The 15726-nt window shown below is 70.4% G+C and carries 14 protein-coding genes and 1 tRNA gene; 8 read left to right on the forward strand and 7 right to left on the reverse strand.

Annotation, left to right across the window (positions count from 1 at the left end; genetic code table 11):
• Positions 1 to 56: 56 nt before the first annotated feature.
• From ABZ312_RS15305 to rpsA, 4 genes are all read right to left on the reverse strand, one after another.
• Positions 57 to 1001, reverse strand: coding sequence for a slipin family protein (locus ABZ312_RS15305; protein ID WP_500327201.1), 945 nt, complete (start codon positions 999 to 1001; stop codon positions 57 to 59).
• A 68-nt stretch (positions 1002 to 1069) separates the two neighbouring features.
• Positions 1070 to 1672: a dephospho-CoA kinase gene (gene coaE, locus ABZ312_RS15310; protein WP_500327199.1), complete on the reverse strand. Its 603-nt coding sequence runs from the start codon at positions 1670 to 1672 to the stop codon at positions 1070 to 1072.
• Between the two features lie 41 nt (positions 1673 to 1713).
• Entirely contained in the window at positions 1714 to 2649 is a 936-nt protein-coding gene (locus tag ABZ312_RS15315) for a PAC2 family protein (RefSeq protein ID WP_500327198.1), read from the reverse strand.
• Positions 2650 to 2795: 146 nt separating this feature from the next.
• The gene (gene rpsA, locus ABZ312_RS15320) at positions 2796 to 4292 is read right to left on the reverse strand and encodes a 30S ribosomal protein S1 (RefSeq protein ID WP_499511262.1); all 1497 of its coding nucleotides are present in this window, start codon (positions 4290 to 4292) and stop codon (positions 2796 to 2798) included.
• 303 nt (positions 4293 to 4595) lie between these two features.
• On the opposite strand from rpsA, the gene ABZ312_RS15325 reads away from it, so the two are divergent.
• Complete coding sequence (locus ABZ312_RS15325; RefSeq protein WP_500327197.1) at positions 4596 to 5429, forward strand: class I SAM-dependent methyltransferase; 834 nt, start codon at positions 4596 to 4598, stop codon at positions 5427 to 5429.
• Positions 5333 to 7981, forward strand: coding sequence for an ATP-dependent helicase HrpB (hrpB, locus tag ABZ312_RS15330; RefSeq protein WP_500437833.1), 2649 nt, complete (start codon positions 5333 to 5335; stop codon positions 7979 to 7981). The genes ABZ312_RS15325 and hrpB overlap by 97 nt, the downstream gene beginning before the upstream one ends.
• Here the strand turns inward: hrpB and ABZ312_RS15335 are convergent.
• Both ABZ312_RS15335 and ABZ312_RS15340 read right to left on the reverse strand, forming a co-directional pair.
• Positions 7950 to 8687 (reverse strand): hypothetical protein, encoded by a 738-nt coding sequence (locus ABZ312_RS15335; RefSeq protein WP_500331954.1) that lies wholly within the window; start codon positions 8685 to 8687, stop codon positions 7950 to 7952. The genes hrpB and ABZ312_RS15335 overlap by 32 nt on opposite strands.
• Positions 8688 to 8798: 111 nt before the next feature.
• Positions 8799 to 8871: transfer RNA gene (locus ABZ312_RS15340), tRNA-Leu, on the reverse strand.
• 99 nt (positions 8872 to 8970) lie between these two features.
• Here ABZ312_RS15340 and ABZ312_RS15345 point away from each other — a divergent pair.
• On the forward strand, positions 8971 to 9597 hold the full coding sequence (locus ABZ312_RS15345; protein WP_499511266.1) for an ANTAR domain-containing response regulator: 627 nt from the start codon (positions 8971 to 8973) through the stop codon (positions 9595 to 9597).
• 18 nt (positions 9598 to 9615) lie between these two features.
• Here ABZ312_RS15345 and ABZ312_RS15350 read toward each other — a convergent pair whose 3' ends face one another.
• Positions 9616 to 10173 carry a hypothetical protein gene (locus ABZ312_RS15350; protein WP_500331953.1) on the reverse strand — a complete coding sequence of 186 codons (558 nt, stop codon included), beginning with the start codon at positions 10171 to 10173 and terminating at the stop codon, positions 9616 to 9618.
• Positions 10174 to 10420: 247 nt separating this feature from the next.
• Between ABZ312_RS15350 and ABZ312_RS15355 the strand changes: the two genes are divergently transcribed.
• The 5 genes from ABZ312_RS15355 to ABZ312_RS15375 all read left to right on the forward strand — a co-directional run bounded on the left by ABZ312_RS15355 (position 10421) and on the right by ABZ312_RS15375 (position 15713).
• A complete protein-coding gene (locus ABZ312_RS15355) occupies positions 10421 to 11593 on the forward strand; it encodes a branched-chain amino acid ABC transporter substrate-binding protein (protein ID WP_500331952.1) in 1173 nt (390 codons plus the stop codon).
• 133 nt (positions 11594 to 11726) lie between these two features.
• The gene (locus ABZ312_RS15360; protein ID WP_499511269.1) at positions 11727 to 12656 is read left to right on the forward strand and encodes a branched-chain amino acid ABC transporter permease; all 930 of its coding nucleotides are present in this window, start codon (positions 11727 to 11729) and stop codon (positions 12654 to 12656) included.
• Positions 12653 to 14020, forward strand: coding sequence for a branched-chain amino acid ABC transporter permease (locus tag ABZ312_RS15365; protein WP_500331951.1), 1368 nt, complete (start codon positions 12653 to 12655; stop codon positions 14018 to 14020). The genes ABZ312_RS15360 and ABZ312_RS15365 overlap by 4 nt, the downstream gene beginning before the upstream one ends.
• Positions 14017 to 14949 (forward strand): ABC transporter ATP-binding protein, encoded by a 933-nt coding sequence (locus tag ABZ312_RS15370; protein ID WP_500331950.1) that lies wholly within the window; start codon positions 14017 to 14019, stop codon positions 14947 to 14949. The genes ABZ312_RS15365 and ABZ312_RS15370 overlap by 4 nt, the downstream gene beginning before the upstream one ends.
• Complete coding sequence (locus ABZ312_RS15375; protein WP_499511272.1) at positions 14946 to 15713, forward strand: ABC transporter ATP-binding protein; 768 nt, start codon at positions 14946 to 14948, stop codon at positions 15711 to 15713. The genes ABZ312_RS15370 and ABZ312_RS15375 overlap by 4 nt, the downstream gene beginning before the upstream one ends.
• The last annotated feature ends 13 nt before the right edge of the window (positions 15714 to 15726 follow it).

Here is a 15726-nt window from a genome sequence, read left to right on the forward strand (position 1 = left end):
CTACCCAACATCACCATCCGCATATGCATTCCCCGGCGGAACACCCCGGTGGTCGCTCAGGCCTCCTCGTCGGCCGGGCGCCGTTCCGCCGGCACCGTGGGCCCCGCCGGGTCCTTCGGCGCCTCCAGGGCCGCCGGCGCCGCGCCGCCGACCTCGGCGACGGGCCGCGGCGGCTCCACAGCCGCGGCGGGGTCAGGTGCCGGGGCAGGAACAGGGGCCGGCTCGGCGGCCGGACGTTCGCCACCCGACGCCCGCTCGAAGAAGCGCAGCATCTCCACCGGGAACGGCATGACCAGCGTCGAGTTCTTCTCCGCGGCCACCTCCACGACCGTCTGCAGCAGGCGCAGCTGCATCGCCGCGGGCGTGCCGTCCATCGCGGCCGCGGCCTGCGCGAGCTTCTGCGAGGCCTGCAGTTCGCCGTCGGCGGTGATGATGCGCGCCCGGCGCTCGCGGTCTGCCTCGGCCTGCCGCGCCATCGACCGCTTCATCGACTCCGGCAGGGCCACGTCCTTGATCTCCACGCGGTCGATGTGGATGCCCCACCCGACGGCAGGCGTGGCCAGCATCAGCTCCAGGCCCTCGTTCATCGCCTCGCGCCCCGACAGCAGGTCGTCGAGCTCGCTCTTGCCGATCACCGAGCGCAGCGAGGTCTGGGCCACCTGCAACATCGCGAACTGGTAGTTCTGCACGTCCACCGTGGCCTTGACCGGGTCGATGACCCGGAAGTACAGCACGGCGTCCACCCGGACCGAGACGTTGTCGCGGGTGATGCCCTCCTGCGAGGGCACCGGCATGGTCACCACCTGCATGTTGACCTTGGTCATCCGGTCCGCCAGCGGCACCAGCAGGCGCGGCCCGGGCTGCTTGGCCTGCGGCCGCACCCGCCCGAAGCGGTAGACCACGCCCCGCTCGTACTGCTTGATCACCCGGAAACTGCTCTTGAGACCACCCAGTCCCAGCACCACGACGGCGATCCCGATCGCTGCCGACACGGCTTCCATCCCAGCCCCCTCTGTCCGCGGTGGAGCGACGCTACTGCTCCACAGACGTCCACGGAGAGGATTCCGGATCAGCTCTTGACGATCTTTTGACGCAACTGCTCCCACACCTGCCGGACCTGGGGCTCCAGCGCCTCCAGCGGCCCGTCGTTGTCGATCACGACGTCGGCGACCGCCAGCCGCTGTTCCCGGGTGGCCTGGGCCGCCATCCGGGCCCGGGCGTCCTCCTCGGCCATGCCGCGCCGCCGCACCAGCCGGTCCAGCTGGGTCTCTGGTGCGGCGTCCACCACCACGACCACGTCGTACAGCGGTGCCAGGGCATTCTCCGCCAGCAGCGGCACGTCGTGCACGACAACCGCGTCCGGGCCGGCCGCCTGCTCCAGCGCCGCCGAACGGTCCCGGACCAGGGGGTGGACGATGGCGTTCAGCGCCCGCAGCCGCTCGGGGTCGGAGAAGACGATCGCGCCCAGCTTCGGCCGGTCGAGGGCGCCGCCCGCGGCCAGCACCCCCTCGCCGAACTCGGCGACCACCGCCGCCAGCCCGGGCGTGCCCGGCTCCACCACCTCGCGCGCGATCCGGTCGGCGTCGACCAGCACCGCCCCGTACGAGGCCAGCAGCCGCGACACCTCGCTCTTGCCCGCACCGATCCCGCCCGTCAACCCCACTTTGACCATGGCGCGAGACTACCGGTGCCCCCGCACACCCACGATCCGGGTCAGGAGCCGTCGTCCTCACGGTCGGCCAGGAAGCGCTCGAACTCCGCCGCAAGGTCGTCCGCCGACGGCAGCTCGACCGGCTCGGCGATCAGGTTCTGCCGGCTGCCGCCGCCCGCCAGCGCGTCGTACTGGTTCTCCAGGCCCTGCACCACCGCGACCAGCTCCGCGTCACCGTCGGCGACCTGCCGGTCGATCTCGGCGCGCACCGTGTGCGCCTCCATCCGCAGCGCGTGCGCCACCTGCGGAAGCACCAGTCCGGTGGCGGCCGTCAGCGTCTCCACCACCGTCAGCGCGGAGTCCGGGTAACCCGAACGCGCCAGGTAGTGGGGCACGTGCGCGGCCAGGCCCAGCACATCACGGCCCGCCTCCGCCAGCCGGAACTCGACCAGCGACTCCGCGCTGCCCGGCACCTGCGCCTCGTCGAACCAGCTGCGGTGCCCCGGCACCAGGTCCAGCCGGTTGCCGTGCGGCGTCAGCCCCACCGGGCGGGTGTGCGGCACGCCCATGGGGATGCCGTGGAAGTTGATCGCCAGCCGTACCCCCAGCCGCTCCACGACCTGCACCACCGCGGCGGCGAAACGCTCCCACTCGATGTCCGGCTCCTGGCCCGACAGCAGCAGGAACGGGCTGCCCGTACTGTCGCGGACCAGCCGCAACGCGATCTCCGGCGCGTCGTACGCCGTCCAGCGGTCCCGCTTGAAGGTCATCAGCGGACGGCGCGCGCGGTAGTCCACCAGGCGGTCCGCGTCGAAACGCGCCACCACCTGGTGCTCCTGCCGCTCCAGCAACTCCTCGACGACCTGCCCGCCGGTCTCCCCGGCGTCGATGTACCCGTCGAAGTGGTACAGCAGCACGGGTCCGGTCTCACCGAACGCCTCGTCGACCGCCTCTGCCCCGCCCGGCTCGTATGCGTACAGCCCCTGCGGATCCAGCACTGCGCACCCTTCCCTCGGTCTTCTCAACTCTCGGTGCAACGGACCGCACAGCCCGCGCATTCCCACCGGACCCCGCAACGCGGAAGGACCCGCCCTCCAACAGGAGAGCGGGTCCTTCCGTGGTGCGTGGGCGATACGCCCTGCGATCAGCTCTGGCCGCCGGCCAGCTTCTCGCGGAGCGCGGCCAGCGCCTCGTCCGAGGCGAGCGCGCCGGACTGGTCGCCGGACTCCGAGGAGTACGAGCCACCGGTCGGACCGGCCGGAGCCGCCTCGCCGGCCGCGGCCGCAGCCTCGGCGTCGGCCTCGCGGGACTTGATGACCTGGGCCTGGTGCTGCTCGAAGCGGGACTGCGCCTCGGCGTACTGGTGCTCCCACGCCTCGCGCTGGGTCTCGTAGCCCTCGAGCCAGTCGTTGGCCTCGGGGTCGAAGCCCTCGGGGTAGATGTAGTTGCCCTGGTCGTCGTAGGACGCGGCCATGCCGTACAGGGTCGGGTCGAACTCGACCGAGGCCGGGTCGGCACCGAAGGACTCGTTGGCCTGCTTCAGCGAGAGGCTGATGCGACGGCGCTCGAGGTCGATGTCGATGACCTTGACGAAGATCTCGTCGTTGACCTGGACGACCTGCTCCGGGATCTCCACGTGGCGCTCGGCCAGCTCGGAGATGTGGACCAGACCCTCGATGCCCTCGTCCACGCGGACGAACGCACCGAACGGCACCAGCTTCGTGACCTTGCCGGGCACGACCTGGCCGATCTGGTGGGTGCGGGCGAACTGCTGCCACGGGTCTTCCTGGGTCGCCTTCAGCGACAGGGAGACACGCTCACGGTCCATGTCGACGTCCAGGACCTCGACCGTGACCTCCTGGCCGACCTCGACGACCTCGGAGGGGTGGTCGATGTGCTTCCAGGACAGCTCCGACACGTGCACCAGGCCGTCCACGCCACCCAGGTCCACGAAGGCACCGAAGTTGACGATGGAGGAGACGACGCCGGAGCGCACCTGACCCTTCTGGAGGGTGGTGAGGAAGGTCTGACGGACCTCGCTCTGGGTCTGCTCCAGCCAGGCACGGCGGGACAGGACCACGTTGTTGCGGTTCTTGTCCAGCTCGATGATCTTGGCCTCGAGCTCCTTGCCGACGTACGGCTGGAGGTCGCGGACACGGCGCATCTCGACCAGCGAGGCGGGGAGGAAGCCACGGAGGCCGATGTCGAGGATGAGACCACCCTTGACGACCTCGATGACGGTACCGGTGACGATCCCGTCCTCTTCCTTGATCTTCTCGATCGTGCCCCAGGCACGCTCGTACTGAGCGCGCTTCTTGGACAGGATCAGACGGCCCTCCTTGTCCTCCTTCTGGAGGACCAGGGCCTCGATCTCGTCGCCCACGGCGACGACCTCGTTGGGGTCGACGTCGTGCTTGATCGAAAGCTCGCGCGAGGGGATGACACCCTCGGTCTTGTAACCGATGTCGAGCAGGACCTCGTCCCGGTCGACCTTCACGATGACGCCGTCGACGATGTCGCCGTCGTTGAAGTACTTGATCGTCTCGTCGATCGCGGCGAGGAAGGCTTCCTCGGAACCGATGTCGTTGACCGCCACCTGCGGGGTGGTACGAGGGGCCTGGGCCTCGGTGCTGCTCGTCATTAGGAAAAGGGCTCCGGTACGGACATGAAGTCGTAGGTACTGCTACGCCGTAAGCCCGTTTCGCTCCTGCCGATTCCGGACAGCCCAGAGGCCGAGAGGTTTACAACAGATGTGAGCGCAGCCTGCTCCGTCCGAGGCGCGCAGGCTCGCAGCGCAACTTGTAGCATACGGGGGCAGCCGGGCACGGTCAATGCACGAAGAGCGCACCACGGGCGTAACACCCCGTACCGGGCACTGGCACATAGACGTGTTGCGGCGGCACCGCAGCCACAGGTCACCACAGAGGGTACGACGACCAGCGCAATGATCCAAGCACCGGCCCCCCGGCCCTTCCCCGAAGAACCCGAGGCCACGCGCCGTGTCGCAGGCGCCACGGAGAGCAGCCGAGCCAACCGCGGATGGTGGGACCGCAACGCCGACGAGTACCAGAACGACCACGGAGAGTTCCTCGGCGACGGAGATTTCGTCTGGGGCCCGGAAGGAGCAACCGAGGACGAGCTCCACCTCCTCGGACCCGCCGCCGGACTCAAGGGCGCGTCCGTCCTGGAGATCGGCGCCGGCGCCGCCCAGTGCTCCCGCTGGCTCGCCGCGCACGGCGCCCGGCCCGTCGCCCTCGACCTCTCCCACCGCCAGCTCCAGCACGCCCGCCGCATCGACGACGGCCACAGCCCCTTCCCCCTCATCCAGGCCGACGCCGGCGCCCTCCCCTTCGCCGACGCCTCCTTCGACCACGCCTGCTCCGCCTACGGCGCCCTCCCCTTCATCGCCGACACCGCCCACGTCATGCGCGAGGTCCGGCGCGTCCTGCGCCCCGGCGGCCGCTGGGTCTTCTCCGTCACCCACCCCATCCGCTGGGCCTTCCCCGACGAACCCGGCCCCGACGGACTCACCGCCTCCGCCTCCTACTTCGACCGCACCCCCTACGTCGAACAGGACGAGAGCGGACACGCCGTCTACGTCGAACACCACCGCACCCTCGGCGACCGCGTCCGCGAACTCGCCGCCGCCGGCTTCCACCTCGTCGACCTCGTGGAACCCGAATGGCCCGCCTGGAACACCGCCGAATGGGGCGGCTGGTCCCCGCTGCGCGGCCGGATCATCCCCGGCACCGCGATCTTCGTCTGCGTCGCCCCGTGACCACCCCCCGCCCCGCGGGCCTGCGGCAGGACGCCCTCGCCGCCCTCCCGGTGCGCACCGCCCTGCCCGCCCTCCACGAGGCCCTCGACAGCCACGGCTGCGCCGTCCTGGCCGCCCCGCCCGGCACCGGCAAGACCACCCTCGTCCCGCTCGCCCTCGCCGGGCTCCTCGACGACGGCCGCCCCACCCGGACCGTCGTCGTCGCCGAACCACGCCGCATGGCCGCCAAGGCCGCCGCCCGCCGCATGGCCTGGCTCCTCGGCGAGGAGACCGGCGGACGGGTCGGACACACCGTGCGCGGCGACCGCAAGGTCTCCCCCGCCACCGTCGTCGAGGTCGTCACCACCGGCGTCCTCCTCCAGCGGCTCCAGCGCGACCAGGAACTCCCCGGCACCACCACCGTCCTCCTCGACGAGTGCCACGAACGCCACCTCGACGCCGACACCGCCATGGCCTTCCTGCTCGACGTGCGCGCCGCCCTCCGCCCCGACCTGCGCATCGTCGCCGCCTCCGCCACCACCGACGCCGACGCCTGGTCCCGGCTGCTCGGTCACGCACCCGTCGTTCACGCCGAGGGCCGCCTCCACCCCGTCACCGTCACCCACGCACCCCCGCCGCACGGCATACGGCCGCCGCACGGCATGCGCGTCGACCCCGCGTTCCTCGACCACGTCGCCGCCACCGTCCGCACCGCGCTGCGCACCACCGACGGCGACGTCCTCTGCTTCCTCCCCGGCACCGGCGAGATCGCCCGCGTCGCCGGGATGCTCGGCGACGCCGGCGCCGACGTCCTGCAACTCCACGGCCAGGCACCCGCCGCCGTCCAGGACGCCGTGCTCCGCGGCGGCGACGGTACCCGGCGCCGCGTCGTCCTCTCCACCTCCGTCGCCGAATCCAGCCTCACCGTCCCCGGCGTACGCGTCGTCGTCGACTCCGGCCTCGCCCGCGAACCCCGCACCGACCACGCCCGCGGACTCGGCTCCCTCACCACCGTCCGGGCCTCCCTCGCCACCGCTGCCCAGCGCGCCGGACGCGCCGGACGCGAAGCCCCCGGCACCGCCTACCGCTGCTGGAACGAGGCCGAGGACACCGCCCGGCCCCGCTTCCCCTCCCCCGAGATCGCCGTCGCCGACCTCACCCCCTTCGCCCTCCAGGCCGCCGCGTGGGGCGACCCCCACGCCACCGGGCTCGCCCTCCTCGATCCGCCCCCGCCCGGCGCCCTCACCGCCGCCCGCGACGTCCTCACCGCCATCGGAGCCCTCCGCCCCGACGGCCGCACCACCGACCGCGGCGACCGCATGGCCCGCATCGGCCTCCACCCCCGCCTCGCCCGCGCCCTCCTCGACGGCGCCCCCCGCACCGGCACCCGCCGCGCCGCCGACATCGTCGCCCTCCTGTCCGAACAGCCCCCGCGCGAACGCGGCGACGACCTCGCCGCCGCCTGGCGCACCACCCGCCGCGCCCACGACGCCCACGCCGACCGCTGGCGCCGCGAGGCCCGCCGCCTCGCCGCCGCGGCCCCCGACCACCCCGCCACCGCGCTCACCGACGACACCGCCGCCGGCCTCCTCACCGCACTCGCCTTCCCCGAGCGCGTCGCCCGCCGCCGCGAGGGCAACGGTTCCGGCTACCTCATGGCCTCCGGCACCGCCGCCGGCCTCGCCGACGGCACCCGCCTCGGCACCCCCCGGTGGCTCGCCGTCGCCGTCGCCGACCGCCCCGCCGGCTCCCCCGCCGCCCGCGTACGCCTCGCCGCCGTCATCGACGAGGACACCGCCCGCACCGCCGCCGCGCCCCTGCTCACCGAGACCGACGAGGTCACCTGGGCCGACGGCGACGTCACCGCCCACCACGCCGCCCGCCTCGGCGCGATCACCCTCACCACCCGGCCCCTGACCGACCCCGACCCCGCACAGCTGCACACCGCGCTCCTCGACGGCCTCCGCCGCGAAGGACCCCGCCTGCTGAGGTGGACCCGCGACGCCGACACCCTGCGCCGGCGCCTCGCCTTCCTCCACCGCGAGATCGGCGCCCCCTGGCCCGACGTCTCCGACGAGGCCCTGCTCTCCCGCGCGGACGACTGGCTCGCCGCCGAACTCGCCACCGCCCGCCGCCGCGCCGACCTCGCCCGCATCGACGCCGCCACCGCCCTGGGCCGCCTCCTGCCCTGGGCCACCGGCGACGCCGCCCGCCTCGACGAACTCGCCCCGGAACGCCTGGAGATCCCCTCCGGCTCCAAGGTCCGCGTCTCCTACGACGACGACCGCCCCGTCCTCGCCGCCAAGCTCCAGGAGCTCTTCGGCTGGACCGACACCCCCCGCATCGCCGGCGGCCGCGTCCCCCTCCTGGTCCACCTGCTCTCCCCCGCGGGACGCCCCGCCGCCGTCACCGGCGACCTGGCCTCCTTCTGGCGCGACGGCTACCGCGCGGTGCGCGCGGAACTCCGCGGCCGCTACCCCAAGCACCCCTGGCCCGAGGACCCCACCACGGCGGTCGCCACCCGGCACACCAACGCCCGCCTCAATGCTTCGGGCCGACGAACCGGTCCATGAGCGCGACGGCCTCCCGGCGGGCGACGGAGATGTTGCAGGCGTTGGCCTGCCTCCAGGCGACGCCGAGGGCGTCGAGCGTGTCGGTGCACAGGCGCCGGATGTCGTCGGACCTCTTGGTGAAGAAGTAGCGCGGGTACTCGTAGCTCCTGGTCCCGCCGGCCACGGTCCGTGTGGTCCGGTTGACGACCCGGCTCCCGTCGGAATGGATGAGCCCACGCAGGAAGTCACAGGGCCGTTCGTCGACGACGGCCTGTTGCCAGGGCTCCAGCGCGATGCGGCGCTCGTGCTTCCTGCCGGGTCCGTGCTGGGGGAAGAGGCAGGGCCAGTGATCGCTGTAGGACGTGACCATGGTGCAGCCCTGGGTGTGGACGCGGCACACGGAGTTCCCGGGCCGGACGGCCCTCATGGCCTGCTCGCACGCGTCGATCAGTCCGGGCCAGGCGTCGCCGCAGGCGATGCGCAGGGCGTGGCCGCCGCGCGGCTGGGCGCTGATGCAGCCCTCGCCGAGGTAGAGGCCGAGCAGGTAGGCGTAGGCGGGGCCGGATGCGCGGCCGGTGCAGTCGGTGCCGTTTCGCCTGGGTTCGATGCGGGTGCGCCAGTCACGGATGGCGGAACGGGACACACCGGTCATCCGGCTCACGGAGTTCAGGCTCCGGCCTTCGACGAGGAGCGCGAGGGCCCGGCGGCGGGTTTCCAGGTCGTACATGTGAACGACTTTGGCGTGATTCCCGCCACGCGTGACCGGAAATCCAGTGCCGCTCACTCGACTCAGTGAAGATCACCCTGAGTGATAAACGCCTTGAATTTGAAGGTGGAGTGCCCCGGGTGGGATTCGAACCCACGCTATATGGTGTTTGAGACCATTGCCTCTACCGCTGGGCTACCGGGGCTTCCTTTGAAGCGAAGGCTAGCGTATACCCTCCGTGTCCTAAACATACCGGAGATAGGTAGGCTCTTGGGGCAGCACCTGCCCTGGAACGAGGAGTCCCGTGAGCGCCGCCGAGCCCGTTGACGAGCAGTCGCACGTACCGCCGCTGACCACCCGTGTGGTGATCGCCGAGGACGAGGCTCTTATCAGGCTCGACCTGAAAGAGATGCTCGAGGAGGAGGGCTACTCCGTCGTCGGTGAGGCGGGTGACGGCGAGACGGCCGTGAAGCTCGCCGAGGAGCTGCGGCCGGACCTGGTGATCCTGGACGTGAAGATGCCCGTGCTGGACGGGATCTCGGCCGCGGAGCGGATCGCCAAGGAGAAGATCGCGCCGGTGCTGATGCTGACCGCGTTCTCGCAGCGCGAGCTGGTGGAGCGGGCCCGGGACGCCGGCGCCATGGCGTACCTGGTCAAGCCGTTCAGCAAGAGCGACGTCGTCCCGGCGATCGAGATGGCCGTGTCGCGGTTCACGGAGCTGCGGGCGCTGGAGGCGGAGGTCGCGGACCTGAGCCTGCGGCTGGAGACACGGAAGCTGGTGGACCGGGCGAAGAGCGTCCTGCAGACGAAGTACGGGCTGACGGAGCCGGCCGCGTTCCGGTGGATCCAGAAGACGTCGATGGACCGTCGCATGACGATGCAGGCGGTGGCGCAGGCCGTGCTGGACGAGGTGGACGGCGCCGCCAAGTAGCGTCGGCCGCGGACCGGGTCAGGCCGCGTGGTCGGGCCAGTCGCGCTGTGGCAGGGGGATGTCCGCCGTGGGCATCCCTTTGTCGTTGGTGACGGCGAGGTGGTCGACGGCGGCGTCGCGGGGGATGTCGAACCACAGGTCGTAGGTGGCGCTGTCGTGGGCGCCGATGTCGATCGTGAGGGGCTGGCGCTTGATCTGCATGGCCTCCCAGTCCATGGTGCGCCGGCTGCCGTCGGTGAGGACGAGCCGGTGGAGGTCGTTGTCGAGGCGCGCGCTGACGGCGTCGTCGACCGTGACGGTGACGCGGATGCGGCAGAGGCGGCCTTCGGCGGAGTGTTCGGCGTGGGTGCCGACGATGACGGCGATGCCGCACCGCAGGGCGAGGGCGCGGAATTCGAGGTTCCCCGCGTGGACGGCCGGTGCGTCGAGGGGGATTTCGAGCTGACGGAGGGGTTGGCCGGTCCGGGGTGGGGAAGGGGTGGGCCATGTCGCGGCGGCGGCGAGGGCCGCTACCGTGGCTCCGGCGAGCGCTCCGGCCAGGGCCGTCAGGGCGGGCCGGCGGGCCAACCGCCGCACAAGGCCACCAAATCGGACCTTTGACTCCATCTCTCCCCCAGGGGTCGTCCGGTTACCGGTAAGGACCGTTCTGTTTCCGGCACATGACCGAGGTCACCGTCCGATCACATATCTTCCGACGGCCTATCTGAGTGCCTGATCAGCGGATTACATTCCCGCCAACCCGCGTGGAGTTCACGCGGTCGCAATCCGGAGGGCCTACGGCCCGCCGACTCGTAATCTCATTGAGCGGCTCCAGGGGGTCGTAGTGCTCAACAAGAAGCTCGTCAAGCTTGCCATCCCGGTGGCAGTTGGCGCTCTCGCGCTCACCGCGTGCGGTGGCGACAAGGACGACAGCAGCAGTGGCGGCGGCAAGCCGACGTTCTCCATCGGCTTCCAGGGTCCGCTGTCGGGTGACAACAGCGCGCTGGGCATCAACGAGGACAACGGTCTGAAGCTGGCCGTGGAAGAGGCCAACAAGAAGGGCGACCTGCCCTTCACGCTGAAGGTCGTGGACGGCGACGACCAGGGCCTGCCGGACCAGTCGCCCGCTGCGGCCCAGAAGCTGATCGGTGACACCAGCGTCGTCGCCGTGGTCGGCCCCGCGTTCTCCGGCCCGACGAAGGCCGCGGGCGGTCTGTACGCCCAGGCGCAGCTCGCCGCGGTGACGCCGTCGGCGACCAACCCGGACCTGACGAACCAGGGCTTCACCTCGTTCCTGCGCGGTGCGCCGAACGACAACGAGCAGGGTGCCGGCATGGCCGAGTACCTCTCGAAGCACGAGAAGGCCAAGAAGGTCTTCGTCATCGACGACAAGAGCGAGTACGGCGTCGGTCTGGCGAAGGTCGCGATCGACAGCCTGAAGGCCGCGGGCGTCACGGTGGAGACGGACTCCGTCCCGGCGAAGACCCCGGACTACACCGCTGCCGCGACGAAGGTCGTCAACTCCAAGGCCGACGCGCTCATCTACGCGGGTTACTACGCGGACCTGGCTCCGTTCGCCAAGAAGCTGGCCGACGGCGGCTTCAAGGGCATCGGCGTCTCGGGTGACGGCTCCAACGACGCGAAGTTCGTCGAGCTGGCCGGCGCCGCGTCCGAGAAGTGGTTCCTGACCTGCCCGTGCACGGACGCCACGAAGAACGAGAGCACCAAGGCGTTCACCGAGGCGTACACCGCGAAGTTCAACACGCCTCCGGGCACCTACTCGGCCGAGTCGTACGACATCGCGAACCTGATCATCTCCGAGATGAAGAAGCTCGGTAAGGACGTCACGCGCGACAAGCTGCTGGCGGCCCTGAAGGGTGTCAACTACAAGGGCCTGACCAAGGAGTTCGCCTTCGACGACAAGGGTGAGCTGAAGACCAAGAACGTGTACCTGTACCAGGTCGCCGACGGCAAGATCGGCTACCTGGGTGACGTGGCCACCCTCAGCGCCAGCTGACCCGGCAACTGACACCTGAGGTGGGGGGCGTGGGGCGCGGCACGGATTCCGGCCGCCGCCCCGCGCTCCCCATCGCTGTGTCGGACGCGTTTTCGCCGCCCTTCACCGGCTTCAGCAAGGATTCCCACGCACGATGAATCTCTTCCACAACTTCTGGGACTACTTCATCCCAGGCTTGACGACGGGTTCCATGTACGCCGTCATAGCGATCGGGTACACCCTGGTCTACGGCGTGCTCCAGCTCATCAACTTCGCGCACAGCGAGGTCTTCATGATGGGCGGCTTCGGTTCGCTCGTCGTGCTCTCCGAGCTCGCCCCGCAGTCCCCGCACGGATTCAACTCCGTCGTGTGGGTGATCGTCGGCATGATCGCCGGCGCCCTGGTCGGAGCGCTGACCGCGTTCGGGCTGGAGAAGGCGGCGTACAAGCCGCTGCGCAAGCGCAACGCCCCCAAGCTGGTCTTCCTGATCAGCGCCATCGGTGCGTCGTTCTTCCTGTACAACCTGGCGGGCAAGCTGTGGGGCCGCAACCCCGTGCCCATGCCGGAGCTGTACACCAACGGTGAGGTCTTCAGCGTCTTCGGCACCCCGGTGAAGATCACGCAGCTGATCATCATCGGTTCCGCGGTCGCGATGATGATCGGTCTGGACCTGGTGGTCAACCGCACGAAGATGGGTGCGGGCATCCGGGCCGTGGCGCAGGACGCCGAGACGGCGGGTCTGATGGGTGTCGACATCGACAAGATCATCTCCCGTACGTTCATCATCGGCGGTCTGCTGGGTGGCGCCGCCGGCTTCCTGTACGGCTTCGGCATCTCCGGCCAGGTCTGGTTCACGGTGGGCTTCCTGCCGGGCATCAAGGCCTTCGCGGCGGCGGTGCTGGGCGGTATCGGCAACATCCGTGGTGCGATGCTGGGCGGTCTGCTGCTGGGCATCGTCGAGAACCTGAGCTCCCCGCTCTTCGGCACCCAGTGGATCGACGTGACCGCGTTCGTGATCCTGATCCTGGTGCTGATGTTCCGTCCGACGGGCATCATGGGCGAGCGTCTGGGGAGGTCGGCATGAGCAACGCGACCGCTGCCAAGTCCTTCTCGGTGGACGTGGCGAAACTGCGCCGCAAGGCCTGGTACCAGCAGCCCCGCTGGACACGGCTGCTCGGCATGCTGGTGCTGGGCTTCATCCTGGCGCTGATGACGGGCGAGGACGGCAACCCGGCGGAGAGGCTGTCGGCGTTCACCGGCGCCTTCCAGTCGGTGCGGCTGTGGATCTGCCTGGCCATCATGGTGGGCGTGTGGGCGCTGGTGGAGTTCGGCGCCCCGGTGCGCGACGCGGCCCGGCAGGGTGCGCAGGGTGTCGGCAAGTCGCTGGAGCCGACGCGGGCGATGTTCCGGTCCAACGGCTGGCTGCGGCTGGGCGGACTGGTGGTCGTCCTGGTGCTGGCGATCGTCATCCCGGCCAACACCAGCCTGTTCTGGCAGGAGGTCCTCGTCACGCAGATGGGGATCTTCATGATCATCGCGGTCGGTCTGAACGTGGTGGTCGGCTGGGCCGGTCTGCTGGACCTGGGCTTCATCGCCTTCTACGCGATCGGCGCGTACTCCTGCGCCTTCTGGACCGGCCACATGCCGGTGAAGCCGCCGTTCACGGTGGGCGCGCTGGAGTCGATCCCGTTCGCCATCGTCACCTGCCTGATCGCCGGTGTGCTGCTGGGCGCCCCGACGCTGCGGCTGCGCGGTGACTACCTCGCGATCGTGACGCTGGGCTTCCACGAGATCGTGTACCTGGTCGCGAAGAACTCGGACGGCTTCACGAACGGTTCGCGCGGTGTCATCGGCATCCCGCACCCCTCGATCCACATCGGTCCGATCAACTACGACTGGACGCTGGACCCGCTGCCGTACTGGTACCTCCTGCTGTTCTTCCTGGTGGTGCTGATCTTCCTGTACAACCGCCTGGAGCACTCGCGGATCGGCCGGACCTGGACGGCGATCCGGGAGGACGAGGTGGCCGCCTCCGCGACGGGCATCAACACCGTCCGCTACAAGCTGCTGGCCTTCGCGATCGGCGCGTCGACCTCGGGTCTGGCGGGCGTCGTCTACTCCAGCAAGGTCGGCTTCATCAACCCGGAGAACTTCACCATCGTGCTGTCGGTGCTCGCGCTGGCGTACGTGGTGTTCGGCGGCATGGGGTCCATCGCGGGCGTGCTGTTCGGTGCCGCGCTGCTGGTGTGGCTGCCGAACGCGCTGCGTGACCTGGTGCCGGAGCAGGACCGCTTCATCTACCTGGGTGCGCTGCTCGTCATCATGATGATCTTCCGTCCGCAGGGTGTGATCCCCTCCCGCCGCAGGCAGCGTGAGCTGCACATGGCGGAGGCGGGCATCGGCGACGCCGATGCGATGACCGAGCCGACGGGAGGCGTGAAGTCGTGAACGCGGTGGAGGAAGCGGGCGTGCAGCCCGCGCAGACCGGCGGTGCGGTGCTGCAGGCCCGTGGCGTGACGCTGCGGTTCGGCGGTCTCACCAGCCTGTCGGACGTCAACCTGACGATGCGGCGGGGCGAGATCCTCGCGGTGATCGGTCCGAACGGCGCGGGCAAGACCTCGCTGTTCAACTCCCTGACGGGCGTGTACGTCCCGCAGGAGGGCACGATCACCTTCCACGCGGAGGGCGGTTCCGAGCACAAGCTGCTCGGCGCCAAGCCGTACCTGGTGAACCGTTACGGTGTCGCCCGGACCTACCAGAACATCCGGCTCTTCAGTGCCCTGACGGCGCTGGAGAACGTCAAGATCGCGGCGGAGTCGCGGCAGAAGTCGGGAGCGATCTCGATCATGCTGGGCCTGCCGTGGGCGCGCCGGGACGAGAAGGCCAGCGACGAGCGGGCGCAGGAGCTGCTGTCGTACGTGGGCCTGTCGGGCAAGCACAACGAGCTGGCCGCCAGCCTCTCCTACGGTGACCAGCGGCGTCTGGAGATCGCGCGGGCGCTGGCGACCGACCCGAAGGTGCTGCTGCTGGACGAGCCGGCGGCCGGTACGAACCCGACGGAGAAGCTGGAGCTGGAGCAGCTGATCCGCCGGATCAACCAGGACCTGGGCGTCAGCGTGCTGCTGATCGAGCACGACATGAAGCTCGTGATGTCGGTCGCGGACCGCGTCATGGTGCTGAACTTCGGCAAGGTGATCGCCGAGGGTCTGCCCGAGGAGGTGCAGCGCGATCCCGCGGTGATCGAGGCGTACCTGGGTTCTGCCGACGAGGAGGCCGTGGAGGCCGTCGCGGAGATGGTGGAGATCGTCGAGTCGCACCACACGGCCGACGCTCCGGAAGTCCCCGCACCGCGTGAGTCCGAGGAGGAGGGCCGATGACCGAGGCCGCCAACTTCGAGAAGGCGACGGACGGTTCCGTCGCCCAGGCCCCGGCGATGCTGGAGCTGGTCGACCTGCAGGTGTTCTACGGCGCGATCCAGGCGCTCAAGGGCATCAACGTGACGGTCCGGCAGGGTGAGGTCGTGGCGCTGCTCGGCGCGAACGGCGCCGGCAAGACCACCACCCTGCGCACGATCTCCGGTCTGCTGCAGCCCCGCCACGGCGAGGTGCGGCTGGGCGGTGAGCGGATCGACGGCGTTCCCGCGCACAAGGTCGTGGAGCTCGGCATCGGCCAGTCGCCGGAGGGCCGCCGCGTCTTCCCGGTGATGACGGTGCTGGAGAACCTGGAGATGGGCGCCTACCGGTTCAAGGGCGTCTCCAAGGACGACCTGGACCGTGTGCTGACGCTCTTCCCGCGCCTGGCGGAGCGGCGTACGCAGCTGGCGGGCACCCTGTCCGGCGGTGAGCAGCAGATGCTGGCCATCGGCCGGGCCCTGATGGGCCGCCCGAACCTGCTGCTGCTCGACGAGCCGTCGATGGGGCTGGCGCCGCTGATCGTCCAGCAGATCTTCGAGATCATCAAGGAGATCAACGACCAGGGCACCACGGTGCTGCTGGTGGAGCAGAACGCCTCGCAGGCGCTGCAGCTGGCCGACCGCGGCTACGTGCTGGAGACGGGCGCGATCGTCATGGAGGACGACGCCTCGGCCCTGCTGTCCGACCCGCGCGTGCGTGCCGCGTACCTCGGTGAGGGCGCGGCGTAGCGTCCGGCGTCGC

The sequence above is a fragment of the Streptomyces sp. NPDC006207 genome (genome assembly GCF_040613835.1).
Lineage (GTDB): Bacteria > Actinomycetota > Actinomycetes > Streptomycetales > Streptomycetaceae > Actinacidiphila.

Coding starts and splice junctions, on each gene's coding strand:
- coaE (WP_500327199.1), bottom strand. CDS start 1,672: ATGGTCAAAGTGGGGTTGACGGGCGGGATCGGTGCGGGCAAGAGCGAG.
- ABZ312_RS15305 (WP_500327201.1), bottom strand. CDS start 1,001: ATGGAAGCCGTGTCGGCAGCGATCGGGATCGCCGTCGTGGTGCTGGGA.
- rpsA (WP_499511262.1), bottom strand. CDS start 4,292: ATGACGAGCAGCACCGAGGCCCAGGCCCCTCGTACCACCCCGCAGGTG.
- hrpB (WP_500437833.1), top strand. CDS start 5,333: ATGGCCCGCCTGGAACACCGCCGAATGGGGCGGCTGGTCCCCGCTGCG.
- ABZ312_RS15335 (WP_500331954.1), bottom strand. CDS start 8,687: ATGTACGACCTGGAAACCCGCCGCCGGGCCCTCGCGCTCCTCGTCGAA.
- ABZ312_RS15375 (WP_499511272.1), top strand. CDS start 14,946: ATGACCGAGGCCGCCAACTTCGAGAAGGCGACGGACGGTTCCGTCGCC.
- ABZ312_RS15360 (WP_499511269.1), top strand. CDS start 11,727: ATGAATCTCTTCCACAACTTCTGGGACTACTTCATCCCAGGCTTGACG.
- ABZ312_RS15325 (WP_500327197.1), top strand. CDS start 4,596: ATGATCCAAGCACCGGCCCCCCGGCCCTTCCCCGAAGAACCCGAGGCC.
- ABZ312_RS15365 (WP_500331951.1), top strand. CDS start 12,653: ATGAGCAACGCGACCGCTGCCAAGTCCTTCTCGGTGGACGTGGCGAAA.